At 71.9% G+C, this 22,948-nt stretch carries 20 protein-coding genes and 1 pseudogene; 5 read left to right on the top strand and 16 right to left on the bottom strand.

Features of this window, described 5'->3' with window-relative positions:
• Positions 1-114 precede the first annotated feature (114 nt).
• The gene (pknB, locus tag ACFZBB_RS14480) at positions 115-2,094 is read left to right on the top strand and encodes a Stk1 family PASTA domain-containing Ser/Thr kinase (RefSeq protein ID WP_391121537.1); all 1,980 of its coding nucleotides are present in this window, start codon (positions 115-117) and stop codon (positions 2,092-2,094) included.
• Between the two features lie 87 nt (positions 2,095-2,181).
• Here the strand turns inward: pknB and ACFZBB_RS14475 are convergent, their stop codons facing one another.
• The 5 genes from ACFZBB_RS14475 to ACFZBB_RS14455 all read right to left on the bottom strand — a co-directional run bounded on the left by ACFZBB_RS14475 (position 2,182) and on the right by ACFZBB_RS14455 (position 5,983).
• On the bottom strand, positions 2,182-2,916 hold the full coding sequence (locus ACFZBB_RS14475) for a class E sortase (protein WP_391121534.1): 735 nt from the start codon (positions 2,914-2,916) through the stop codon (positions 2,182-2,184).
• Positions 2,917-2,919: 3 nt separating this feature from the next.
• Positions 2,920-4,287 carry a class E sortase gene (locus ACFZBB_RS14470; RefSeq protein WP_391121531.1) on the bottom strand — a complete coding sequence of 456 codons (1,368 nt, stop codon included), beginning with the start codon at positions 4,285-4,287 and terminating at the stop codon, positions 2,920-2,922.
• Positions 4,284-4,961 carry an aminodeoxychorismate/anthranilate synthase component II gene (locus tag ACFZBB_RS14465; RefSeq protein WP_391121528.1) on the bottom strand — a complete coding sequence of 226 codons (678 nt, stop codon included), beginning with the start codon at positions 4,959-4,961 and terminating at the stop codon, positions 4,284-4,286. The genes ACFZBB_RS14470 and ACFZBB_RS14465 overlap by 4 nt, the downstream gene beginning before the upstream one ends.
• On the bottom strand, positions 4,958-5,158 hold the full coding sequence (locus ACFZBB_RS14460; protein ID WP_355336696.1) for a hypothetical protein: 201 nt from the start codon (positions 5,156-5,158) through the stop codon (positions 4,958-4,960). Before ACFZBB_RS14460 ends, ACFZBB_RS14465 begins: the two co-directional genes overlap by 4 nt.
• A gap of 120 nt (positions 5,159-5,278) precedes the next feature.
• Positions 5,279-5,983 (bottom strand): DUF881 domain-containing protein, encoded by a 705-nt coding sequence (locus ACFZBB_RS14455; protein WP_391121525.1) that lies wholly within the window; start codon positions 5,981-5,983, stop codon positions 5,279-5,281.
• A gap of 215 nt (positions 5,984-6,198) precedes the next feature.
• Between ACFZBB_RS14455 and crgA the strand changes: the two genes are divergently transcribed.
• Positions 6,199-6,456, top strand: a complete 258-nt coding sequence (crgA, locus tag ACFZBB_RS14450) for a cell division protein CrgA (RefSeq protein ID WP_188281586.1) — start codon at positions 6,199-6,201, stop codon at positions 6,454-6,456.
• Positions 6,457-6,751: 295 nt separating this feature from the next.
• Here crgA and ACFZBB_RS14445 read toward each other — a convergent pair whose 3' ends face one another.
• Both ACFZBB_RS14445 and ACFZBB_RS14440 read right to left on the bottom strand, forming a co-directional pair.
• Complete coding sequence (locus ACFZBB_RS14445) at positions 6,752-7,606, bottom strand: rhomboid family intramembrane serine protease (RefSeq protein ID WP_355336694.1); 855 nt, start codon at positions 7,604-7,606, stop codon at positions 6,752-6,754.
• A 171-nt stretch (positions 7,607-7,777) separates the two neighbouring features.
• Positions 7,778-8,305 carry a peptidylprolyl isomerase gene (locus ACFZBB_RS14440; RefSeq protein ID WP_391121522.1) on the bottom strand — a complete coding sequence of 176 codons (528 nt, stop codon included), beginning with the start codon at positions 8,303-8,305 and terminating at the stop codon, positions 7,778-7,780.
• Between the two features lie 256 nt (positions 8,306-8,561).
• On the opposite strand from ACFZBB_RS14440, the gene ACFZBB_RS14435 reads away from it, so the two are divergent.
• The gene (locus ACFZBB_RS14435; protein ID WP_391121519.1) at positions 8,562-9,374 is read left to right on the top strand and encodes a DUF5324 family protein; all 813 of its coding nucleotides are present in this window, start codon (positions 8,562-8,564) and stop codon (positions 9,372-9,374) included.
• 370 nt (positions 9,375-9,744) lie between these two features.
• Here the strand turns inward: ACFZBB_RS14435 and ACFZBB_RS14430 are convergent, their stop codons facing one another.
• The 3 genes from ACFZBB_RS14430 to ACFZBB_RS14420 all read right to left on the bottom strand — a co-directional run bounded on the left by ACFZBB_RS14430 (position 9,745) and on the right by ACFZBB_RS14420 (position 15,576).
• Positions 9,745-11,346, bottom strand: a complete 1,602-nt coding sequence (locus ACFZBB_RS14430) for an MFS transporter (RefSeq protein WP_391121516.1) — start codon at positions 11,344-11,346, stop codon at positions 9,745-9,747.
• A 203-nt stretch (positions 11,347-11,549) separates the two neighbouring features.
• Positions 11,550-14,975, bottom strand: coding sequence for a BTAD domain-containing putative transcriptional regulator (locus tag ACFZBB_RS14425; protein WP_391121513.1), 3,426 nt, complete (start codon positions 14,973-14,975; stop codon positions 11,550-11,552).
• A gap of 61 nt (positions 14,976-15,036) precedes the next feature.
• Entirely contained in the window at positions 15,037-15,576 is a 540-nt protein-coding gene (locus ACFZBB_RS14420; RefSeq protein WP_391121509.1) for a MarR family transcriptional regulator, read from the bottom strand.
• Between the two features lie 84 nt (positions 15,577-15,660).
• Between ACFZBB_RS14420 and ACFZBB_RS14415 the strand changes: the two genes are divergently transcribed.
• Positions 15,661-16,305 (top strand): NAD(P)H-dependent oxidoreductase, encoded by a 645-nt coding sequence (locus ACFZBB_RS14415; RefSeq protein ID WP_391121506.1) that lies wholly within the window; start codon positions 15,661-15,663, stop codon positions 16,303-16,305.
• 19 nt (positions 16,306-16,324) lie between these two features.
• On the opposite strand, the gene ACFZBB_RS14410 is transcribed toward ACFZBB_RS14415, so the two are convergent.
• The 3 genes from ACFZBB_RS14410 to ACFZBB_RS14400 all read right to left on the bottom strand — a co-directional run bounded on the left by ACFZBB_RS14410 (position 16,325) and on the right by ACFZBB_RS14400 (position 18,794).
• The gene (locus tag ACFZBB_RS14410) at positions 16,325-16,939 is read right to left on the bottom strand and encodes a dihydrofolate reductase family protein (RefSeq protein WP_391121503.1); all 615 of its coding nucleotides are present in this window, start codon (positions 16,937-16,939) and stop codon (positions 16,325-16,327) included.
• A 146-nt stretch (positions 16,940-17,085) separates the two neighbouring features.
• Positions 17,086-18,003 carry a methyltransferase domain-containing protein gene (locus ACFZBB_RS14405; RefSeq protein WP_391121500.1) on the bottom strand — a complete coding sequence of 306 codons (918 nt, stop codon included), beginning with the start codon at positions 18,001-18,003 and terminating at the stop codon, positions 17,086-17,088.
• A 56-nt stretch (positions 18,004-18,059) separates the two neighbouring features.
• A complete protein-coding gene (locus tag ACFZBB_RS14400) occupies positions 18,060-18,794 on the bottom strand; it encodes a DUF4232 domain-containing protein (RefSeq protein ID WP_391121497.1) in 735 nt (244 codons plus the stop codon).
• Positions 18,795-18,982: 188 nt separating this feature from the next.
• Between ACFZBB_RS14400 and ACFZBB_RS14395 the strand changes: the two genes are divergently transcribed.
• Positions 18,983-20,392 carry a helix-turn-helix domain-containing protein gene (locus ACFZBB_RS14395; protein WP_391121494.1) on the top strand — a complete coding sequence of 470 codons (1,410 nt, stop codon included), beginning with the start codon at positions 18,983-18,985 and terminating at the stop codon, positions 20,390-20,392.
• Positions 20,393-20,439: 47 nt separating this feature from the next.
• On the opposite strand, the pseudogene ACFZBB_RS14390 reads toward ACFZBB_RS14395, so the two are convergent.
• The 3 genes and pseudogenes from ACFZBB_RS14390 to tgmB all read right to left on the bottom strand — a co-directional run.
• A pseudogene (locus ACFZBB_RS14390) lies at positions 20,440-20,697 on the bottom strand (serine hydrolase); the annotation flags it as partial.
• A gap of 128 nt (positions 20,698-20,825) precedes the next feature.
• Positions 20,826-21,989 (bottom strand): ATP-grasp peptide maturase system methyltransferase, encoded by a 1,164-nt coding sequence (tgmC, locus tag ACFZBB_RS14385; protein WP_391121491.1) that lies wholly within the window; start codon positions 21,987-21,989, stop codon positions 20,826-20,828.
• On the bottom strand, positions 21,986-22,948 hold the full coding sequence (tgmB, locus tag ACFZBB_RS14380; RefSeq protein ID WP_391121487.1) for an ATP-grasp ribosomal peptide maturase: 963 nt from the start codon (positions 22,946-22,948) through the stop codon (positions 21,986-21,988). The genes tgmC and tgmB overlap by 4 nt, the downstream gene beginning before the upstream one ends.

Below are 22,948 nucleotides of genomic sequence, written 5' to 3'. Positions count from 1 at the left end.
GGGCGGGCAGGGCGCGAAGGGACCAGAAACGCCCGGTAGCGTATGCCCGAGCATCCGCAGGGCACGGCATTACCGGTTTTGGGTCAAGAACGGGTTTGAGGAGAGGGCAGAGCTATGGAAGAGCCGCGTCGCCTCGGCGGCCGGTACGAGCTGGGCTCAGTGCTCGGCCGTGGTGGCATGGCCGAGGTGTACCTCGCCCATGACACCCGGCTCGGCCGCACTGTCGCCGTGAAGACGCTGCGGGTGGACCTCGCCCGCGACCCGTCGTTCCAGGCCCGGTTCCGCCGAGAGGCCCAGTCGGCCGCCTCGCTCAACCACCCGTCGATCGTCGCCGTGTACGACACCGGCGAGGACTACGTCGACGGGGTCTCGATCCCGTACATCGTCATGGAGTACGTGGACGGCTCCACCCTGCGTGAGCTGCTGCACTCCGGACGCAAGCTGCTGCCCGAGCGCGCCATGGAGATGACGGTCGGCATCCTCCAGGCCCTGGAGTACAGCCACCGGGCCGGCATCGTGCACCGCGACATCAAGCCCGCCAACGTCATGCTCACCAGGACCGGCCAGGTCAAGGTCATGGACTTCGGCATCGCCCGCGCCATGGGCGACTCCGGTATGACCATGACGCAGACCGCGGCCGTGATCGGCACCGCGCAGTACCTCTCCCCCGAGCAGGCCAAGGGCGAGCAGGTCGACGCCCGCTCCGACCTGTACTCGACCGGCTGCCTGCTCTACGAGCTGCTGACCGTACGGCCGCCCTTCGTCGGCGACTCCCCGGTCGCGGTGGCGTACCAGCACGTGCGCGAGGAGCCGCAGCCGCCGTCGGTGTACGACCCCGAGGTCACGCCCGCGATGGACGCGATCGTCCTCAAGGCGCTGACCAAGGACCCGAACTACCGCTACCAGTCGGCCGACGAGATGCGCGCCGACATCGAGGCGGCCCTCGACGGGCAGCCGGTGGCCGCCACGGCGGCGATGGGCTCGGTCGGCTACGGGTACGGCTACCCGGACAGCCAGGCCACCACGGCGCTGCCGTCGCAGAACGACCAGCACACGTCCATGCTTCCGCCGCTGCGCGAGGAGGACGGCGGTTACGGCTACGACGACCGCCCGGACCGCCGCCGGCAGAAGAAGGGCGGCAACAACACCTCCACGGTGCTGCTGGTCGTCGCGGGCATCCTGGTCCTGGTCGGCGCGATCTTCCTGGGCAAGGCGCTGTTCAGCGGCAGCGGCGCCGCGGACAACGGCACCGTGCCGAATCTGGTCGGCGCGTCCCTCACCGACGCGCAGGCCAAGGCCACCAACGTCGACCTGAAGATCGTCCAGGGTCCGGCCGAGTTCTGCGACAGCATCGACAAGAACCTCGTCTGCAAGCAGACCCCGGCCGCCGACGCCGCGATCCCGGACGACAAGACGGTCACCGTCGTCCTGTCCAAGGGCCAGGCGCCGATCGAGGTCCCGGACGTCAAGAACGACAAGTACGACTCGGCGGCGAGCCAGCTCACCGCCAAGGGCTTCCAGGTCGACCGCAAGAACAAGACGACCACCACGGACGACCCGGACACCGTCCTCGACCAGACCCCGAAGGCCGGTACGAAGCAGCCCAAGGGCACGACGATCACGCTGACCGTCGCGGTGGCCCCCGAGAAGAAGGCGCCCACCGACGTCAAGGGCGTCCCGTACGACAACGCGGTCGCCCAGCTCAAGGCGCAGGGCTTCACCAACATCACCCGCGCGCCGCAGGACGTCCCCTCGGACACGACCGCCAAGGGCAGCGTCACCGCCCAGACCCCGGACCCGGGCGCGGGCCCGATCGCCCTGGACACCTCGATCGTCCTGACGGTCTCGTCCGGCCCGCCGGAGTCGCAGGCGCCGCCGCAGACGATGCCCAACTGGCAGATGCAGAAGCTGTCGGACATCCAGGGGCAGCTCAACGCCATGGGCCTGAACCTCCAGGTCAACGTGAACGGCCCGACCGGCGACAAGGCCCGGATCGTGAACTCGGACGTCCCCGCGGGACAGCAGCTCAACGAGGGACAGCCGATCAACCTGACGACGATGGATTTCGGCGGCGGGGGTAACGGAGGCAACTGAACCGGGACCCCCGGCAGTACGAGAGGGGGGCGGCCCGCACACCAGGTGTGCGGGCCGCCCCCCTTTCGCGTGTGTCGCCGTACGCGCCTACCGCAGCTCGACCGGTGGGGTGCGGGCCGCGTTGACCTTCTCGGTGCGGACGAGTTCGCCCCAGACGATGTAGCGGTAGCGGGAGGTGTAGACGGGGGTGCAGGTCGTGAGGGTGATGTAGCGACCCGGCGTGGTCCTGCCGGACTCCTTGGGGACCTGGTCGGTGACGGCGACGTTGTACTTCGAGGTCTGGTCGAGGATCTTGTAGACCTTGTAGACGTACCAGGTGTCCTTCGACTCGAAGACGATCGGGTCGCCGTCGTGGATCTTGTTGATGTTGTGGAACTTGGCGCCGTGGCCGTCGCGGTGGGCGGCCAGGGTGAAGTTGCCGGTCCTGGCGGTCGGCAGCGCGGCGGGGACGGGGTCGGTGTAGTAACCGGCGACGCCCTCGTTGAGGACCTTGGTCGAGGTGCCCTTCTTGACCAGCACCTCGTAGTCCTTGCCCATGGCGGGGACGTGCAGGAAGCCGATGCCGTCCTTGGTGTCGAGACTCCCCGGTCCCGCGTCGGGCGTCCGCGCCCAGTCCTGGCGGACCTTGTCCGCCGCCTTGTGCTCATGGCGGTCGGCGAGGACGTTCGTCCACCACAGCGAGTAGGCGACGAACAGCGCGAGCACCAGGCCCGCGGTGATGAGGAGTTCGCCGATGACGCTGATGGTGGCCGCGATGGGCCCCCGGCCGCCGCGTTTGGTCGTGGTCACGCCGTTCCGTTCCTCAAGTTCCGCTTGGAGCATGGATCACTCCACCAGCGCGTCGGGCTTGCCCTTGCTGCGCGGCCGTTCCTCGGTCAGCTTTCCCCAGACGATCAACCGGTTGGTGCTGGTGAATTCGGGGGTGCAGGTGGTCAGCGTCAGATAGCGGCCGGGCCCGGTGAAGCCGGAGCCGGTCGGCACCGGCTTGATCACGCTGATGTTGGACGGCGGGGTGGACGCCAGGGAACTGGTGATCTCGTACGTGTAGTAGGTGTCCGCCGTCTCGACCACGACCTTGTCGCCGGGGACCAGGTGGTTGATGTAGCGGAACGGTTCACCGTGGGTGTTGCGGTGGGCGGCGACCGCGAAGTTGCCGGTCTTGTCCCACGGCATCGCGGTGTTCAACGCGCCGTCGTAGTGGCCGATCATGCCCTTGTCCAGCACATTGTGCTTCGAGACGCCCTGCGCGATGGGCGCCTTGACATCCAGCTTGGGGATGTACATGATCGCGAAGCCCTGGTCGGGCGAGAAGGTGCCGGGGACCCGGTTCGGGTCGTCCTTCGTGGCGTCCCACTGGTGCTGGAGGTTGTTCGCGGCGCCGCTGGCCTGCTGGTGCGCGCGGACGTTGGTCCACCAGAGCTGGTACGTGACGAACAGCAGCATCAGCACGCCGGTGGTGATGAACAGCTCACCGACGATACGGCTGACGACGACCGCCGGGCTCTCCTTGGCGGCCTTCGCGGCCCTGCGGGCCTCGACCCGGCTGAGCGGGGCGGTTCCGGCGGGGACCGCACCGGCCGCGGCACCGGGCGTACGGCCCCTGGCGCGGTGGCCACCGTGTCCGGCGCCGCCGCGCTGCTGTGCCTGCGCCGCCTTCCGCCGCGCGGCCCGCCCGCCCTCGCCGTCGGGGCCGAGCACGGGGCCCGGCGTCGAACCGGGCCCAGGACCCGCGGGCTCGGGGGCCGGTTCCGGGGCCGACTCCGTGGTGGGGAAGACCGATTCGAGTACGTCGTCCGCGGGCGGTTCGACGGCCGACTGCTCGACCGGCCGTACGACGGGCTGCACGACCGTCGCCGTACCGAGGTCCAGCTCCTCGTCCGCGGTGACGGGCCGGACCGGGGGCGGCGGAGGAGGCGGCGGGGCCGCCTGCGGCGGCTCCTCGGGTACGAACCAGGGCGCGGCCGGCTCGTCGAAGACCGGCTCCTCGTACGCCGGTTCCGGGAAGACCGGTTCATCGAACACCGGTTCCTCGTAGGCCGACTCCTCGTACGACGGCTCGGGGACCGCGGGGGGTCTTCCGGGGAGAGGGTCGTTCAGCGGGTCGTCGAGCTGCTCGACAACGGCTTTGAACTGCCCGGTGTCCTCATAGGACATCGGGCCGTCCGAGGGGCGCTCCGGGCGGAGCGTGGTCACGCCCCGGCCCTCCCCGCAGGACTCCCCGAACCTCCGGCGCTTCCCGCCGTACCGACCACGGGTGCCAGCCCCTCGGAGCGGCCGACGGCCCCCGGATCACCGCACTCGGCGAGCCAGTTGGCCAGCATCAGATGGCCCCACTCGGTGAGCACCGACTCCGGGTGGAACTGCACGCCCTCGACCGCCGCGTCCCGGTGCCGCAGCCCCATGATCACGCCGGACTCGGTCCACGCGGTGACCCGGAACTCCTCGGGCACGGTGTCGCGTTCGACGGCGAGCGAGTGGTAGCGGGTCGCGGTGAAGGGCGACGGCAGCCCGGCGAAGACGCCGGTCCCGTCGTGCGTCACCAGCGACGTCTTGCCGTGCAGCAGCTCCGGCGCGCGGTCCACGACCCCGCCGTACGCGACGGCCATCGACTGGAGGCCGAGGCACACGCCGAAGACCGGCACCCCGGTGTCCGCGCAGTGCCGCACCATGTCGACGCAGACGCCCGCCTCTTCCGGCGTGCCGGGGCCGGGCGAGAGCAGTACGCCGTCGAAACCGTCCTGCGCGTGCGCGGGCTTGACCTCGTCGTTGCGCCGCACCTCGCACTCGGCGCCGAGTTGGTAGAGGTACTGGACCAGGTTGAAGACGAAGGAGTCGTAGTTGTCCACCACGAGAATGCGTGCGCTCATCGGACAGCGGCCGTCCCCGTCTCGCGTACGACGGCCATCCCGTTGTCGACGGTGACCTCGTTGAACGGCAGCAGCGGCTCCGCCCACGGAAAGATGTACTGGAAGAGGAGGTAGACGACGGCCAGGGCGAGCACGAGCGAGATCAGAGCCCTCACCCACGCGTTACCCGGCAGATGCCGCCAGATCCAGCCGTACATGCGCTGCCTTCCTTCCTCTTCCCCGGAACAGAGTAAAGGGAGATCGGCGTGATAGGGGGCCCGGCCGGACAAAGGCTTCGGCATGCGTTCGCCAATGGTTCGGCCCGGGACGCCCGCCGCTCACGACGCCGGCTCCGCGTAGTGCAGGTCGGTCGAGCCCGAGTAACCGGGCAGCGTCGTCCGCTTCTGCGCGCCGACCTTCCAGCCGAGGCCGTACGCGTTCACGTACTGGAGGTAGTTCTGGATGGCCGGGCTGTCGTTGAGCGCCTTGCGCAGCTTGGCCTGGTCGCCGACTGCGGTGATGCGGTACGGCGGGGAGTAGACGCGGCCCTGGAGGATCAGGGTGTTGCCGACGCAGCGCACCGCGCTGGTGGAGATCAGCCGCTGGTCCATGACGCGGATGCCCCGGGCGCCGCCCTGCCACAGCGCGTTGACCACGGCCTGGAGGTCCTGCTGGTGGATGACCAGGTCGTTGGGCTGCGGGTCGGGGACGCCGGGGACCAGCGCGGTCGCGTTCGGCGGGGCGTCGTTGAGCGTCACGTCGATCGCGGGGCCGGTCAGCTTGTCGGTGCCCGCCGCCTTGTCGAGGGCGTCGAGCCTGGCCCGCTCGGCGGGGCTGACGCCGTCGCCCTGCCGGGTCAGCCGGTCCACGTCCTTGCGCACCCCGGAGAGCTGGTCCTCCAGCTGCTGATTACGGGTGTTCTTGGTACGTACGGTGTCGGACAGCTTCGGCAGCGGGTCGTCGCTGCGGATGTCGACGCCCTTGGCGGTGTTGAAGCTGGTCCAGAAGATCAGTCCGGCCAGCGCGAAGACTCCCGCACTCATGGTCCGCAGCGCTACGGTGCGGTGGGCAGGACGGGAGGAGGGGGTGGGGGATACCCCGTCTGAATCCGTCACCGTACCCTGTCTCCTTATAACCCGAGGAAGCACTACGCTAACGGACGCCCGGAAGCGGTAGTGACCCTTACCAGGCCCAGAACCCGCCCGGCTTACCCCGCACACCCGCGCGGTTACGCAGCGCATCGACAGGAGCGTCCCTCGTGCCGAAGTCACGGATCCGCAAGAAGGCCGATTTCACGCCGCCACCGGCGAAGACGGCCACCGCCATAAAGTTCAACACCAACCGCAACTGGGTCGCGCCGCTCATGCTGGCGTTCTTCATCGTCGGTCTGGCGTGGATCGTGCTGTTCTACGTGACGCAGGGCAGCCTGCCCGTCGAAGCGTTCGGCAACTGGAACATCGTGGTCGGTTTCGGCTTCATCGCGGGTGGGTTCGTCGTGTCCACCCAGTGGAAGTAGCCGTCCCCAGCGGGGTGCCGGGGGCCGCGTCGGCGTGCTGCCGGACGTTTGTCCACACGGTTATCCACAGTGGGGAAAAGGTCGGAAGATCTGTGGATAACCTCTACGAGGTTGACGCCGGTACGACCGGTGGCCAGGACGTCGGCCACCGGTCTTTCGCTGATCTTGGGCTTGTGCGGGCGTGAAACACGGTCTTCCGGCGACTTGTGCACAACTTGCGAAGACCCGCCTACACGCTGTGGATAACGTGTGATCAACGCCAATGGACACGGGTCCACTGCCGCGAATCCGTCCCTCAGGACGTGACCTGCGCCACAGCGATCACGCTGAGCGCGATCGAGACCACCAGGACCGCCGCCGTGGTCCCCCACTGCACCAGATCGCGGCGCTCGCGCGGCGCGTAGGCCATCCCTATGGCAATCGCGGTGCCCGCCACCAGTCCGCCGATGTGGCCCTGCCAGCTCACGTCGGCCCAGGTGAAGGTGAACACGATGTTGAGCGCAAGCAGGATCAGCACCGGCCGCATGTCGTAGCGCATCCGCCGCATGAAGACGGCCGTCGCGCCGAACAGGCCGTAGACCGCGCCCGAGGCGCCCAGGGTGAGCGACGACGGGGCGAGCAGCAGCACCAGCGCGCTGCCGCCGAGCGCGGAGACCAGATAGAGCGCGAGATAGCGGGCCCGGCCGAGCATCCGCTCCAGCGGGGCGCCGATCCACCACAGCGACAGCATGTTGAAGCCGATGTGCAGGACCGCCTGGTGCAGGAACGCCGAGGTGATGAGGCGATACCACTGGTCGGGGCCCTGGGCGACGCCGATGCAGCCGTGCTGTCCGAACGGGTCGTTGCCGCAGACCGCGTACAGCCCGAGGTCGTAGACCAGCCGGTCGCCGACCGCCTGGACCAGCAGGAACACCGCGATGTTCAGGCCGATGAGGATCTTGGTGATCAGGAACGGGTCGGCCGCGACCGTGCCGCCGGCGACCGTACGCGGCGCCGCCGTGTGCCGGCTGGACTCGTTGACGCAGTCCGGGCACTGGAAGCCGACCGACGCGTTGACCATGCACTCGGGGCAGATCGGCCGGTCGCACCGGGTGCAGCGAATACCGGTCTCCCGGTCCGGGTGCCGGTAGCAGCAGACCGCCTGGTCCATGAGCCTTCTCCCTGAATGAAGCGCCTCGCGATGCGGCGCGGAGGCGCTGAGACGCCCCGCCCACTCCTACGTGCGGGCGGGGCGCGATGTTCCCGAAGACGTTCCCCTGAGACGTTCCCCGAAGGTGCATCCGAAGGGTACGGGATACGGGCCGCGGGGCGGCGGGCCGCGTCAGCGCTTCTCGATCACGACCGTCTCGATGATGACGTCGTCCAGCGGCCGGTCGGTGCGCGGGTTGGTCGGCGCGCCGATGATCGACCCGACGACCTTCTTGCTGGCCTCGTCCGCGACCTCGCCGAAGATGGTGTGCTTACGGGTCAGCCAGGTGGTCGGCGCGACCGTGATGAAGAACTGCGAGCCGTTGGTGGCCGGGCCCGAGTTGGCCATCGCCAGCAGATAGGGCTTGTCGAAGGCCAGGTCGGGGTGGAATTCGTCGGCGAACTCGAAGCCGGGACCACCGGTGCCGTTCCCCAGCGGATCGCCGCCCTGCATCATGAAGCCGGAAATGACGCGGTGGAAGACGGTGCCGTCGTAGAGCTTGGCCGTGGAAGGCCGGCCGGTACGGGGGTCGGTCCACTCGCGGGTGCCCTCGGCGAGCCCGACGAAGTTGTCCACCGTCTTGGGCGCGTGGTTCGGCAGCAGCCGGATCACGATGTCGCCGTGGTTGGTCCTCAGGGTGGCGTAGAGCTGCTCGGCCACGGTCTACCTTCCATAGTCTTCGCTGACAGGGACAAATCCTTTCACGGACGCGGTGGCGCGCGCGGGGTTCCCCGAGGGTCCGTGGCAAGGGAGCCGGCGTCGCGCCTCGAAGGCCCTCCCGGACACCGGGACGGACCGCTCGGAACGGGTACCTGACCCGTATGCGCGTCCACACATGCCGGACCCGGCATCGACAGGCATGATTTCAAACTGGGTGGAAAGGCGAAAACCGAACGCCACCGAGGAGGAGGATCCCGTGACCCGCATCGACAGCGTGCGCCACGCAGCCGACGTGACCAAGGACAGCGTGCGGCATGCCGCGGAGGTGGCGGCGCCGTACGCGAGCACGGCGAAGGACAACGCCGCGTACTACGCGCAGCAGGCCGGCGCACTGGCCAGGCAGCAGTACGAGGCCCATCTCGCCGACCGGGTCGACCAGGCCCGCGAACAGGCGAAGTCGGCTGTGCCGCCGAAGGCCGCCGACGCGCTCGGCACCGCCGCCAAGCGGACCCGCCGCAGCGCGCGGGCCGCCGCCGACTACACCGCGCCGAAGGTGCGGGCGGCGGCCGACTACACCGCGCCCAAGGTGGAGTCCGCCGTGACCGCGACCCGCTCGGTCGCCGGTCCGGCCAAGGACGAGGCGGTGCTGCGCGGTGCCGCCGCGCTGCACGCCCTGCGCGGTCAGGTGACCGCGGCCGAGATCGACGGGCTGGTCCGCAGGCGGGTGCGCCGCGAGCGCACCGGCCGGGTCTTCCGCGGGCTCGTCGTCGCCGGTCTCGTCGGCGGTGCGGCCTTCGCCGCCTGGAAGTGGTGGTCGAAGCAGACCAACCCGGACTGGCTGGTGGAGCCGCCCGAGGCGACCGACGTCGCCGACCGCGGCCCCGTGCACGGCAGCGGCACCCTCACCGTCGTCGAGCCGATCGGCCACCCCAACGGGTCCTCGCCGAACGGCACGATCGACCAGGTCGACGGCTCCATCGACGCCGATGGCCTCGACCCCGAGGTCGAGGCCAAGCAGGCCGACGCCGACCGCCCCGACGACGAGGGCCGGGGCGGCACCTACCCCTAACCGCCGACGAGGGACGAACCGCGCGATCAGCCCCCACCGACCCGCCCCTCCGTGGCCGGTGATGACGTGCCACGCATGTCACGGCTGATCGCGCCGCCCTGCGTCCGGCCCTTGTGCGCTGGGCGCTGGGGGCGCCTCCCAGCGGTAGCTGGGGGAGGAACTGCGCGACCAGCCCCCACCGGGCCCGCGGCCCGAAAACCCACAGCGACTGCCCCACTGGGGCGGATTCTTCACCCGCGCCACCGCGCCGACTGAGCGCGCAGTTCCCCGCGCCCCCAACTACACGGCGTGCCGCCCAGCGCAAAGGGACCGCCTGGGGCCGCGCCCCGGAAAGACCGGCGCACCGCCCAGCGTGAGCAAACCGCCGGCGTCAGACGGCAGGGGCGGGTTGGGGGGCCTGCTCCACAGGGGATTCGGGGACGTCGAGCACGGCGGGGACCCCGCGGAGGGCGAACAGGGCGGCGACGGCACCGGCCAGCATCAGCGCGGCGGCGATGTAGAGGGTGCCGTGCAAACCGTCGGTGAAGGCCGACTTGGCGGCGGCGGCGACCTGCTGCCCGGTGGCGCCGGGCAGGGCGGCGCCGGTCTCGACGCCGGAGGTGACGGATTCGCGCGCGGTGGCGACCCGGTCGGGGGAGAGCCCGGCGGGCAGCGTGAGGCCGTTGCGGTAGAAGGCGCTGAGGACCGAACCGAGGATGGCGATACCGAGGGCGCCGCCGAGTTCCATGGCGGTCTCGGAAATGGCGGCGGCCGTACCGGTCTTGGTCCTGGGCACGCTGGCCAGCAGGGTGTCGGCGGTGACCGAGAAGACGAAGATCAGTCCGGCGCCGTTGACGACGAGCGCCGGGAGCAGCAGCCAGTAGCTGGTGTCGGCGCTGATCAGCCCGAACGCGGCGGTGCTCAGCGCCATGAGGAGCAGGCCGAACGAGACGGTACGGGCCCGGCCGATCCTCGGGATCAGCAGCGCGGACAGCGGCGCGGCGAAGGCGGCGGACAGCGGTCCCGGCAGCAGCGCGAGCCCGGCGGTCAGCGGCGACCAGCCGCGTACCACCTGGAAGTACAGGGAGAAGCCGAGGGACAGGGTGGTGGCGGTGAACAGCGTCACGACGTTGGAGCCGACGGCCCCCGCGAAGGCGGGGTTGCGGAAGAACCTCAGGTCGAGCAGCGGTTCGGCGAGGGTGGTCTGGCGGCGCAGGAAGAGGACGAGGGCGGCGAGGCCGACGGCTGCGGAGATCCAGACGGCGTGGTCGTCGACGCCGTCGCGTGCGGCGGCCTTGATGGCGTAGATGACGCCGAAGAGCCCGGCGATCGACAGGGGCACGCTCGGCCAGTCCAGCCGTCCGGGGTGCGGATTGCGGGACTCGGGGAGCAGGACGACGCCCGCGATGAGGACGGCCGCCATCACGGGGACGTTGATCAGGAAGACCGAGCCCCACCAGAAGTGGTCGAGCAGCACGCCGCCGACGACCGGGCCGAGCGCGAAGCTGGCCGCGCCGATGCCGCTGCTGACGCCGATCGCGGTGGTCCGCTCCTTGGGGTCGTCGAAGACGCTGCGGACCAGCGACAGGGTCGACGGCATGATCGTGGCCCCGGCCAGACCGAGCAGCGCGCGGGACGCGATCAGCATGCCGGGGCCGTCGGCGTAGGCGGTGAGCGCGGAGGCGGCGCCGAAGCCCGCGACGCCCAGCAGCAGGAGCTTCTTGCGGCCGATCCGGTCGCCGATGTTGCCCGCCACGATCAGCAGGCCGCCGAGGACGAAGCCGTAGATGTCCACGATCCACAGGAGCTGGGTGGAGGACGGGCCCAGCTCTCGGGACAGGGACGGGATCGCGTAGTTGAGGACGCTGTTGTCGATGCCCAGCAGCGCGGCGGCCACGCAGCAGATGGCCAGGACGGCCCAGCGCCGCCGGTGCGCCTGTTCGGCGGCGCTCCCGCCGCCCCTCACGTCGTCGTTCGGTGTCGTCGTCGTCATGGCCAGCAGCATGCGGCGGCCCGCTGACGGCCGGCGTACCGTCGGCTGACAGCGCCGGTGCGCGATCCGGTCAGCGGGCGGTCAGGGCTGGGCCTGGGCGCAGGGTCCCAGGACCGGAGCGCACGCGGCAGGCGGTCGGAGAGCGTCAGGGGCGCGGGTATCGGGACCGGTCACGCACACGCGGCCGGCGGTTCCCCGTCCGCTCAGTCCGCCGTGAGGTACGCCGTCAGGACGGCGAGTGCCGCGTCGCGGTCGAGGGCGGCGGCCCGCGCGCGCTCGCGCTCGTACGCCTCGTCGCCCAGCGCGGCGCGTACGGCGGCCACGGTCGCGGCGGCGTCCGGCCCGGTGGGCGGCCGGCCGCGCAGGGCCTCGGCGGCGCCGAGGAGGGCGGCGGCCCGTGTCGCGTCGCCGTTGAGCAGGGCGAGGCCCGCGGTGGCCTCGGCGGCGACGGCGCCGCTGAGCGGAAGCCGCATGGCGACGCTGTCGAGGGTGACCGCCTCGCGGAAGTAGCCGCGGGCCAGCTCCGGATCGCGGTCGGCGACGGCGGCCCGGCCCAGGGCGACGAGGACGGCGGAACGGGTGCCGTTGCTGGAGAACCAGCCGACCGGGCACTCGGCCAGCGCCTGCTCGTACAGCGCGCGGGCGCCGTCGCCGTCGCCGCGCAGCCGGACGGACTCGGCCAGCGCCAGGTGGGCGAGTGCCAGGCACTCGGGGGTGCCCGCCCGGCGGGACAGCTCCACGGCCCGCTCGCTGTACGCGGCGGCGGTCGCGTAGTCGCCCGCCTTGGTGCTGTACCCGGCGCGGATGCAGAGCAGCTCCGCCATGTCGAGCGCGGAGTCCAGCTCCTCGGCGAGCAGCAGCGCGTCATCGAGGAGGGAGTCGGCGAGCGCGAGTTCACCGCGGTGGTCGGCGAGGTCGGCCAGCACGTTGAGGGTGGTGATCATGCCCCAGCGGTCACCGAGGCGGCGGAACTCCTCGTACGAGGCGGTGCAGTGGATCCGCGCGGCGACCGGGTCGGCGCGCGTCAGCCAGGACTGGAATCCGCTGCCGAGCAGGATCAGCGCGCGGTACCAGGGGTGGTCCCGCTCGGTGAGGAACTCGTCGAAGGCCGCTTCCAGGTCGTCGATGCCCTCGTCGGGGACCCCGGCGAAGGGCGCCCACAGCAAGGTGAGCACGGGGTAACGGCGGGACAGCCGGTGCATCGCCTCGACCACCCTGGTCGCCGCCGCGACATGGTCGGCGAACTCCTTGGGGTCGGGCAGCATCCCGACCACCGCCATCACGCACAGCGCGTACTCCTCCTCCATCCCCTCCGGCGGATTCGGGCCGAGGGCGGCGAGGACCTGGCGGGCGGGTCCGAAGCCCTCGTAGCGCACGCCGCGCAGCAGCCAGTACGAGGACAGGGCCGCGATCAGCCGCATCGCGGTACGCACCTCGCCCGCCTCCAGGCTGCGGTGCAGCGCGGCCTGGAGGTTGTCGCGCTCGTCGCCGAGCAGCCGCAGCCACTCCAGTTGCTCGGCGCGGCGCAGGTGCGGGTCGGCGGTGAGCGCGAAGTCCAGGAAGTAGGCGGCGTGCGCGCGCACCGTCGCCTCGCGCTCCCCCGCCTCCGTCAGCCGCTCGGCGCCGTACGCCCTGATCGACTCCAGCGCGCGGTAGCGGATCCGGCCCGCGCCGTCCGGCTGCTCGGCCACCACCAGGGACTTGTCGACCAGCGCGTCCAGCAGGTCCAGCACGTCCTCGGCGAGGATTCGCGCGCCGTCCGCGCACACCGCCTCCGCGGCGGCGGGCGTCCAGCCGCCCGCGAAGACCGAGATACGGCGGAGCACGGCCCGCTCGTCGTCGGGCAGCAGGTCCCAGCTCCAGTCGACGACCCCGCGCAGGGTGCGCTGGCGCGGCTGGGCGGTGCGGCTGCCGCGCGACAGCAGCCGGAAGAGCGCGTCGGGCCGCACGCCCAGGCTGTACGGGGCGTCGTCGTCGGGGAGCGCGCCGAGCCGGTCGGCGATGTCGGTGACCGACAGCGAACGCAGCCGGGCCGCGGCCAGTTCGATGGCGAGCGGCAGCCCGTCGAGCGCGGTGCACAGCCGCAGGACGGCGTCCACGGTGGCCGGGTCCGCGGTCGCGTCGAAGTCGAGGTCGGGGCGTACGGCGGCGGCCCGCTCGGTGAACAGCCGCACGGCGGGGGAGCGCAGCGCCTGCTCGCGGTCGGTGCCGGGCCGGGGCACGTCGAGCGTGGGCACCGGGCACAGCGTCTCGCCGTTGATGCCGAGGGCTTCCCTGCTGGTGGCGAGCAGCCGCAGCAGCGGTGACCCGGCGAGCAGCCGCTCGGCCAGCCGGGCCGCGTCCTCCACCACGTGCTCGCAGTTGTCGAGGACCAGCAGCAGCGGACGGCCGTCCAGGGCGGCGGTGATCCGCGCGACGGGGTCGTGCGGGCCGGGGTCGTGCGCCTGGCCGCCGGACGCGGCCGATCCGGCCGCCAGCAGCCCGCCGGCCCGCAGGCCGAGCGCGCCGAGGACGGCCTGCGGGAGTTCCGCGCCGTCGCTGAGCCCGGCCAGCGGCACGAAACAGGCGTCGTGCGCGTACCGCCCCGCGGCCTCCACCGCCAGGCGCGTCTTGCCCGCGCCGCCGGGGCCGGTGAGCGTGACGAGCCGCTGGCGTGCCAACTGCTCACCGATCCGCTCCAGTTCGGCGGACCGGCCGACGAAGCTGGTGAGCTGGGCGGGGAGTTCGTGCCGGGGCGGGGCCGGGGCGGGCGCGCCGTCCCCTGAGCCTCCCGCGCCTTCCGTCGATGTTCCACGTGGAACATGTCCGTCGGCGCCCACCCTGTCCGCCGTGTCTGTTTCACGTGGAACACCCCGCCGGGCGCCCCGTGGGGCCTCGCGTGAGACGTCCCGTGGAAGCAGCGCCGGGTCGCCGCGCAGCACCGCGAGGTGGACGGCGGCCAGTTCGGGTCCGGGGTCGGCGCCGAGCGAGTCGGCCAGTTCGCGCCGGGCCTCCTCGTACGCCTCCAACGCCTCGCTCTGCCGTCCGCTGCCGTACAGCGCGCGCATCAACTGGCCGCGCGGCCGCTCCCGCAGCGGGTGCGCGGTGACGAGTTCGCCGAGTTCGGCGACCAGGGAGCGGTGGCGGCCGAGGGCGAGGTCGGCGTCGACACGGTCCTCGACGGCGCCGGTCCGCAGCTCTTCGAGCCGGGTGATCTGCGCGGCGGCGAAGGGGGCGGCGCCGACGTCGGCGAGTGCGGGACCGCGCCACAACGCGAGGGCGGTGCGCAGCAGTCGCTCGGCCAGGACCGGGTCGCCCGCGGCCAGGGCGGCGCGGCCCTCGGCGCTCAGCCGCCGGAAGCGGTGGGCGTCCACCTCGTCGGGTGCGACGGCGAGCCGGTAGCCCGCCGGGAGCCCTTCGAGCGGCACCGGCAACACCTGGCGCAGTCGGGAGACCTGGGCCTGCACGGCGTTCCCGGCGCCCGCGGGCGGCTCGTCGCCGTAGAGGCCGTCGATCAGCCGCTCGGCGGGCACCGCCCGGCCCGCGTCGAGCAGCAGCAGGGCGAGCACCGCGCGCCGCCGGGGGCCGCCCAGCGCGACCTCGGCGCCGTCCGCGCCCACCACCCGCGTCGCGCCCAGGATGCCGAACATCACGCCCCCGTTCTCCGCCCGGGAGCGCGGGCCGACGCCGCCCGTGGCTCCCCCGGCACCGTCAGCAGGTCTCCGTGTCCCCCGCCTCGCCGAGGCACTCCGGTGTGGCGGCGGGGGCGTCGGTCACGCAGCTCAACGCCGCGTCCGCCGCCGTCCCGTCCACGCCGTGTCCCGACGCGGCGAGCTGGAGCAGATCGTAGAGGGTGTCGCGCTGGCCGGTGTCGAGCGCGCAGAGGACTTCGTCCTCGACCCGGGCGAGCGCGAATTCGGCCTTGGCCAGCCGCTTGCCGCCCTCGTCGGTGAGCTGCACCAGGTGGCGCCTGCGGTCCTCGGGCGAGCGGAGCCGTTCGATCAGGCCGTCCGCCTCCAGGTCGTTGAGCAGGCCGACGACATTGGCGCGGTCCATCATCAGCGTCGTGGAGAGCGCCTGCTGGGTGCTGCCGTGCTGGTCACGCAGGACGGTGAGGGCCACCAGGTGCCGTGGGCGCAGGCCGAGCGGGGTCAGCACGGACTCGGCGTGCAGTCGCATTCGGCGCGCGAGCTGTTCGAGCAGCGCGCCTGAACGTCGCGGGGGCTGGTTGAGCACGGGCAGTGAGGCCACTTCAGCAGTCTATCGGGCGGCGAGGAATCATGACGTGCTATAAATCGTTGGCGTTACACAAACCAAGCATGAAGGGTTAACGAGATGCCTCACCTCCTGCACATCGATTCCAGCGTCCAGGGCGACCGATCCGTCAGCCGCCGGTTGACCGCGCGGGCCGCCGCCGCCTGGAAGGCCGCCCACCCCGATGGCACGGTCACCTACCGCGACCTGGGCAAGGACCCGATTCCGCACATCCACTCCGGCACCGTGGGCGTGGCGATGATCCCGGCCGAGGACCGCACCCCCGAGCAGGCCGCCACCTACGCGCTGTCCGAGACGCTGATCGGTGAGGTCAAGGAGGCGGACACCGTTCTGCTCGGTCTGCCCGTCTACAACTTCGGCGCGCCCAGCAGCGTCAAGGCATGGGTCGACCACCTGATCGTGCCCGGTCTCTCCGTCGACGCCGAGACGAGGGACCCGCTGCTGACCGGCCGCGACTTCGTCGTCCTCGCCTCCCGCGGCGGCGGCTACGCCCCCGGCACCCCCCGCGAGGGCTGGGACCACGCGGAGCAGTGGCTCCCGCACGGCGTGGTCATGACCGGCCTGGTCCCGCGCTTCATCACCGCCGAGCTGACCCTCGCGCCGGTCACCCCGGCCATGTCCGAGCTGATCCCGCTCGCCGAGAAGAGCCTCGCGGCGGCGGAGGAGGCCGTCGACGCGCTGTGGCAGCCCGCGCGGGCCGCCTGATCCCCCGGGGTTCGCGGATTCACGCCCCGGCGCCGTAGGTGCCGAACTCCGGAGTGGCGCCCGTCGCCTCGTAGGTGTGGACGGACAGGCCGCCCGGCGTCGTGCGGTGCTCGACGAGGCGCAGGCCCGCGGGGGCGCCGCCGTCAGGGAAGAGGCGGCGTCCCCGGCCCACCACGACCGGGGCGACGGCGAGCCGCAGCGTGTCCACGAGACCGGCGGCCAGCAGCGACTGCGCCAGCCGGGCGCTGCCGTGGATCTGGAGCTCCCGCCCCGGCCGCCGCTTCAGCTCCGCGACCCGCGCGGGGACGTCGCCCGACAGGATCGTGGTCGGATTCCACGCCGCCTCGGTCAGGCTGTCGGAAGCCACGTATTTCGGCAGGCCGTTGAGGATGCGGGCGTTCGGGTGGTCGGTCATCTCCGGCCAGTCCCTGGCGAAGTTCTGATACGTGCGGCGCCCGAAGAGAAACGCGTCCGCCTCGCCCAGCCAGGCCCCCGCGATCCGGTCGAACTCCTCGTCCAGGTGTGGCACGAACCAGCCGCCCCGCGTGAACCCGTCGCTGACGTCCTCGTCCGGCGACCCCGGCCCCTGGGACACCCCGTCCAGCGTCAGGAATTCCTGTACGACCAGCTTCATCGCGCACCACTGCCTTCTCTTCGATACGGGGACGGCCGCCGTCCCCTGCCCTCTTGGACGGCGGCGCGCCCGGAAACTCATCGCTCGCGCGTACCGCCGCAGCCGGAAGGGCATCCCCGGCGCCGTCCCGGCTCGGCCTGCCCCGACTACGCCTGCGCCACCACGATGTAGAAGGTCACGGCCGCGAGGAAGGGTCCTGAGGCCAGGTGGTCCAGCCAGCGACGGGCCCCTTCGACGGTGAAGTACCCGGCGGCGAGGGCCCGTTGCGTGGTCCGCTCCAGGCCGAGGACCTTGTCGGCGGCGCCGACGTCCCGGAAGGCGGGCGTCACCGGGACGACCGTCGGCACCGTGAAACCGGCCTCCGCCGCCAGCCGGGGGAGTTGCCTGCCGATCCGGGCGTTACGGATCACCTCGTCGGTCACGTACCGCGTGTAGGCGCGCGACAGGTCGTCGTCGGGGTGGTCGACGGTCAGCGTGTCCCAGTCCGGCTCGCCCAGCACGAGCCGCCCGCCGGGCCGCAGCACACGGTGGGCCTCGCGCAGCGCCCGTACGGGATCGGCGACGTGTTGCAGCACCCGGTCGGTGCGGGCGCGGTCCACGCTGCCGTCCGCCAGGGGCAGTTCGTGGACGTCACCGAGGTGGACGGTGACGGTGTCCCGGTCGGCGGTACGTTCCCTGGCGGTGGCGACGGCGACCTGGTCGTGGTCCACACCGATGACCGCGCCGGGGGCGGAGCCCGAGGCCGTACGCGCGGCCGTGTCCGTACCGGTGTCCGTGTCCGCGCCCTTGTCCGTATCCGCAGCCGTGCGCGGGCCCGTGCCCGCACCGCCGACCGCGTCCGCGAGGGCGCCGAGGTCGGTGCCGGGGCCGCAGCCGATGTCCAGGACCGTCTGGCCGGTCCTGACATCGAGTGCGTCGAGCATGCGGCCCTTGTAGAAGCGGCCCAGGTCGGTCGCGGCGAGACGGTCGAGGTAGACGACGGAGCCGGGAGCGACGGTCTCGAAGACGGCTGAGGTCGGTGAGGTCGGTGAGCTCGATGAGGTCGATGAGGTCGATGACGTCATGGCGCCAGTCAACCAACCGCCGCCGCGCCTGCGGGCTTCTTCCCCCGAAGGGGCGGTCACCAGGAGATCGCGTCGTTCATCGACTGCTGCCAGTAGCTGACCTTGAGCGAGTCGTCGATGTAGGTGCCGCCGGCGGGCAGCGACGGGTGGGCGCCGGTGCCGACGCTCTCGTTGCCGGAGCGGCCGTGGAAGTAGACGTTCAGGGTCTTCACGGTGCGGCCGTGCTCGGCGCTGCCGTCGGCGGCGGCCAGGACGATGACGGCGTAGCCGGACTCACCCGGGTTCAGGGTGACGACCGCCTGCGGCTGGGACTCCTCGATGACCGGCGGCTCGGCCTGGGCGTCGGTGAACTGCACGGACGGGTACGTGTAGAGGAAGCAGGGGTTGCCGCCGGTGTTGGTGACCGTGAGCAGCATGTGGTTCACGGGACGGTTCAGCGGGGACGCGACCGTCTTGGTGTTGGAGCCCTGGCAGGTGACCACCTTGTCCTTGGCCTCCGGCTTCTTCGGCGCGGGGGCCTTGGCCACGGGCTTCTTGGTCGAGGCGTCCGCGGCCGGCTTCGAACCGACCGGCGTGCCCCCGGCGTCCGCAGTGTTGGAGCCGGAGCCGGGAGTGAGGGTCGGGGTGACCGAGGGCGACCCGTCCGAGGAGGAGGAAGAGGCCGGCGAGGCGCCCTCGTCCCTGGTGCCCGACCCGTCGTCGCAGGCGGTCAGGGCGAACGCGGCGAGCGCCACGGTCGCGGCGGCGGTGACGAAGCGGGTACGGGTACGGGAGTTCCGGATGCTGGACATGTGGCGGGTGCCCCTTAGTCGTTCGGGTGGTGGTGCTGCTTGGATGACTGGAGCTTGCGGGGCAATCCGTCCCAGCCACCACCGTCGGCGGGCAGTTGGGGACGCTGGGATGGAGAAACGGGCTCTGAGCAGGGGGAACGCACAGCCCCTGGAATGCGTGACTGGGACGCGGGGGGATGGAGGAACTGATGTCGGTGGCAACAGGGGCCGGTGAAACGAACGAGTTCGCGACCCTGCTGCGGCAGCTCAAGGACCGTTCGGGCCTGAGCTACGGGGCGCTGGCGAAGCGGCTGCACATGAGCACGTCGACGCTGCACCGCTACTGCAACGGCACCGCGGTGCCGAACGAGTACGCGCCGGTCGAGCGCCTGGCGCGGGTCTGCCGGGCGACGCCCGAGGAACTGATGGAGCTGCACCGCCGCTGGATCCTCGCGGACGCGGCGCGCGACCGGCGCGCGGAACAGGCCGCGGCGGCGCGGGCGGGTGCGGCAGCGGCGGAGGCGGGGGCGGCGGCGGAGGCGGCGAGTACGGAGCAGGCGGCGCCGTTGTCGCAAGCGGCGGAGGCGGAGGCCGGGGCCGAGACCGGGACCGGGGCCCCGGCCAAGACCGAGGCCGAGACCGAGACCGAGACCGACGGGAACGGTGACCTGGTCGTCACCGACCTGCCGCGCACGCCCGCGTCCGCACCGCCGTCACGCCGCCGCCGTCACGCCCTGATCGCGGCTGTCACCGTGGCCGCCGTCCTGGGAGCCGTGGTCCTCGCCGTGGACCAGCCCTGGGACGGCGGGAACGGCGGGGGTCCCGCCGACGGAAAGGAGAGGGCCCTCGGCGCCACCGCCGCTCCGACCACCCGTACGACGGACACCGCGACGCCGTCCGCCACCCCGTCCTCGACCGCGCCGAGCCGCACCCCGTCCACCACGCCCTCGGCCACCAGGACCGGCGGGCCCGCGCCCGCCACCAGGACCGGCGACGGCGAAGGCGACGGCAAGGCCCCGCCGGTCGGCGTCGACGTCCACCCCTACGTCCGCGCCGAGGAGAACCCGTGCAGCCAGCACTTCCTCGTCGACGCCGAGCCCTCGCACATGGGGCCGCCCGCCAGCGAGCAGGACTCGCCGCGCTGGGCCGCCGCGTACGGCGCGGTCTCCTCCGACGAACAGCGCCTGTCCCTCACCGTCCAGGGCACCGGCTCCGAGACCGTCGTCCTGGAGGCCCTGCACGTACGGATCGTCTCCAAGGCCGCGCCGCTCGCCTGGAACGACTACGCGATGGCCGTCGGCTGCGGCGGCAACGTCGGGACGGCGGACTTCGGCGTCGACCTCGACAAGGGCAGCCCGCACGTCACCCCGGAGAACGGCCAGCGCGACTTCCCGTACAGCGTCAGTGAGTCGGACCCCGAGGTCTTCCGCGTCACCGCCACCACCAAGGCGTACGACGTCCGCTGGGACCTGCTCCTGGACTGGTCGAGCGGCACCCGCCACGGCACCCTCCACATCGACAACAAGGGCATCCCCTTCCGTACCAGCGCCGACGTGAACCGTCCCGGCTACGACTACCCGCCCGGCTACACCGACTGGATCAAGCGGGAGGGCGGCTGAGGCGAGGCGCGCGGGTGCTGACGACGCGCTGACGCGGGGTGACGCCGTTACCGCGTCAGCGCTCCGAAGGCGACTTCGGCCGCCCGGGCGATGAGCGCGTCGTCGCGGGTCGCGTCCTCGGCCGCGCGGCGGGACAGGACGGCGAGGACGATCGGCGCGCCCCCGCCGGGCGGCCAGGCGATGGCGATGTCATTGCGGGTGCCGTACCCGCCGGTGCCGGTCTTGTCCCCGATCCGCCACCCGCGCGGCGCACCGGCCCTGATGGTGTGGTCCCCGGTCGTGTTGCGCACGAGCCAGTCGGTCAGCACGGCGCGGCGGCGCGGCTGACGGTGGAAGAACTACGCGGCACCCGCCCCACCCGACCGCCCCGGCCCCCAGGTACGACGGTGGGCCTTCGCGGTGTGGACGACTCGGCGGAGATCCTCACCACGCCTCAGGCGAGGACGTGTTCCCAGTTCAGGGTCGGCGTCCCTTCGATCCAGTAGTGGTGGGACGCCTGTGTGATGCGCAGCCGTACCGAGGTGATCTCAGGGTGTCCGGCGGCCTGCCAGGCGACGAGCGCGCCCTCGATCCTGTCCCAGAGAGGTACGGGGCCGCCCTGCCGGACCGTCCACCTGCCGTCCTGGGCGGTGAATTCCGCGAAGGACTCCCGGTCGGGGTCGAAGAGGTACAGCAGTCCGGTCCCGTCCCTTCGGACGGCGCGGACGAGATGTGCGCCGGGCGCGGCGAGTTGAGCGAGGAAGGCCGGCATCCAGTCGTCGAGGAGGGTCGGTGGCGCCTTCGTCTTCCGCTCGCTGTCCACGTAGGCGGTGCGGGCGGACAGGTCGCCGGCCACCGGCACGACGGCTTGAGAACGTGCCTGCATGAACGACGAGCGGCCGACAATGCGGCCCTCGGCGTTGCCGTCGTCGTCGACGATCACCTTGGCCAGGCCGGTTCCGTACGGCCAGGAGCCCACGGTGGCCAGGATGGTGCCCCCGGGCTTGGTCTGGAGGACCCAGGTGTGCGGGATGCGGTGGACGGCGCAGGTGGCGATCACGCGGTCGTACGGGGCGTTCCGTGGGTACCCGAGGAGGCCGTCGCCGGTGACGGTCCATGCCGAGAAGCCGAGCGTTTCCAGCGCGGTGTCCGCGCGCTCGGCCACCTCCGGATCGACCTCGACCGTGGTCACGTTCTCCGCGCCGAGGCCGTGGCACATCAGGGCGGAGGAGTAGCCGGTACCGGTGCCGATTTCCAGGACCCGGTGGCCGGGCTCCAGGTCCAGATTCTCGATCATCCAGACGACGGTGGCCGGGGTGGTGGAGGAGGAAGTGGGCACCCCGGCAACGGGCTCGGCCGTCTGGTCGGCGGTCAGGTGGCCGTCGAGCTGAGTGGTGAGGGTGTCGCGACCGTACGCGGTCCTGAGCCACTCGGTGGGCTCGGCGCCGGCCGCTGTGACGGGTTTCCAGAGGCCGCCCTCGTCGAGGAACACCCCGGGGCGGAGGAACACCTCGCGGGGTACGGCTTCGACGGCCGCGCGCAGCCAAGGCGAGATGAGGTCGCCGTTTCGAGCCAGCGCCGTGGCGAGGCGGCGGCGCTCGGGTGCGGAATCGGTCACGGGCTTTCTCCCTGTGCGAGCAGGTCGGCGAACGCGGAGGACATCGGGAGGCCGGTCTCCGTGGCCAGCCACCCCCACTGGCCGTTGGGATTCAACTCCAGCCACCAGTAGTCGCCCGCCCGATCCACGGCGAGGTCGAAGCTCCCCGACACCAGGCCGAGACACTCCAGATAGAGGTGGAGCGCCTCGGTCACCCCCTCGGGAAGGCGCTCGACGGTGTAGGCGAGGGCGCTGTAGTCCTTGCGCCAGTCCAGCAGATCGGACTGGATCCGCACGGCGAACGTGCGCCGGCCGACCACCAGGACACGGACGTCGGCGGCTTTCTCCACCTGAGCCTGAAACAGGTGCGGCGCGACACGGACGCTTTCGTCGACCTCGTCGGCGGACACGGGTTCGGCCCAGCCGGTGACCGGTACGCCGTCCCGCACGTACGGGGTCCAGCGCAGCGTTTTGAACAGCACGTCGCCTCGGATACCGGCAATGAACTCGCGTGCTTCGTCCGGGTCGTTGGTGATGAGGGTGGCCGGGACGGCGAGGCCGAGTCGCCGTGCGAGGGCGAGCTGCGCGGGTTTGTAGTCGGCGGCGGCGATCCGCTGGGGATGGTTCACCCAGAGCGGGCCGTCCATCGCGTAGAGGAGACCGCCGAGCCCGAAGCGGACTTGCGCAGCCGCGAACCGGGCGTCGTCCGGGCGCAGATGGGAGAAGGTCGGCCACTCGGGGCGGCGCCAGTACACCGCGCGGACGCGGGCCAGGTCGGCTGTCCTCGACCGGGTGCGCAGCCGCCCGGCCATGGAGTCCGGGCGGGTGCCGAACCGGGTCGAGACCGTCAAGTCGGTACCGATGTCAGCAGGGTTGAACCTGACCACGGGCACATTCCGCCGGTTGAGTTCGGTGATCACCATGTCGGCGGTCAGGTCGTCCGCCTCGGTCACCACCAGAACGGGCCTCTCCTCGGTCAC

This window comes from Streptomyces sp. NPDC008139 (genome assembly GCF_042957025.1).
Taxonomy (GTDB): domain Bacteria; phylum Actinomycetota; class Actinomycetes; order Streptomycetales; family Streptomycetaceae; genus Actinacidiphila.
Note: the sequence above shows the minus strand (reverse complement) of the source record. Positions and strands in the feature narration are given on the sequence as shown.

What these genes read in the sequence shown, in the direction of transcription:
- pknB (WP_391121537.1), top strand. Translation starts at nt 115, where the DNA reads ATGGAAGAGCCGCGTCGCCTCGGCGGCCGGTACGAGCTGGGCTCAGTG.
- ACFZBB_RS14475 (WP_391121534.1), bottom strand. Translation starts at nt 2,916, where the DNA reads ATGCTCCAAGCGGAACTTGAGGAACGGAACGGCGTGACCACGACCAAA.
- ACFZBB_RS14465 (WP_391121528.1), bottom strand. Translation starts at nt 4,961, where the DNA reads ATGAGCGCACGCATTCTCGTGGTGGACAACTACGACTCCTTCGTCTTC.
- ACFZBB_RS14460 (WP_355336696.1), bottom strand. Translation starts at nt 5,158, where the DNA reads ATGTACGGCTGGATCTGGCGGCATCTGCCGGGTAACGCGTGGGTGAGG.
- ACFZBB_RS14455 (WP_391121525.1), bottom strand. Translation starts at nt 5,983, where the DNA reads ATGAGTGCGGGAGTCTTCGCGCTGGCCGGACTGATCTTCTGGACCAGC.
- ACFZBB_RS14445 (WP_355336694.1), bottom strand. Translation starts at nt 7,606, where the DNA reads ATGGACCAGGCGGTCTGCTGCTACCGGCACCCGGACCGGGAGACCGGT.
- ACFZBB_RS14430 (WP_391121516.1), bottom strand. Translation starts at nt 11,346, where the DNA reads ATGACGACGACGACACCGAACGACGACGTGAGGGGCGGCGGGAGCGCC.
- ACFZBB_RS14425 (WP_391121513.1), bottom strand. Translation starts at nt 14,975, where the DNA reads ATGTTCGGCATCCTGGGCGCGACGCGGGTGGTGGGCGCGGACGGCGCC.
- ACFZBB_RS14415 (WP_391121506.1), top strand. Translation starts at nt 15,661, where the DNA reads ATGCCTCACCTCCTGCACATCGATTCCAGCGTCCAGGGCGACCGATCC.
- ACFZBB_RS14410 (WP_391121503.1), bottom strand. Translation starts at nt 16,939, where the DNA reads ATGAAGCTGGTCGTACAGGAATTCCTGACGCTGGACGGGGTGTCCCAG.
- ACFZBB_RS14405 (WP_391121500.1), bottom strand. Translation starts at nt 18,003, where the DNA reads ATGACGTCATCGACCTCATCGACCTCATCGAGCTCACCGACCTCACCG.
- ACFZBB_RS14400 (WP_391121497.1), bottom strand. Translation starts at nt 18,794, where the DNA reads ATGTCCAGCATCCGGAACTCCCGTACCCGTACCCGCTTCGTCACCGCC.
- ACFZBB_RS14395 (WP_391121494.1), top strand. Translation starts at nt 18,983, where the DNA reads ATGTCGGTGGCAACAGGGGCCGGTGAAACGAACGAGTTCGCGACCCTG.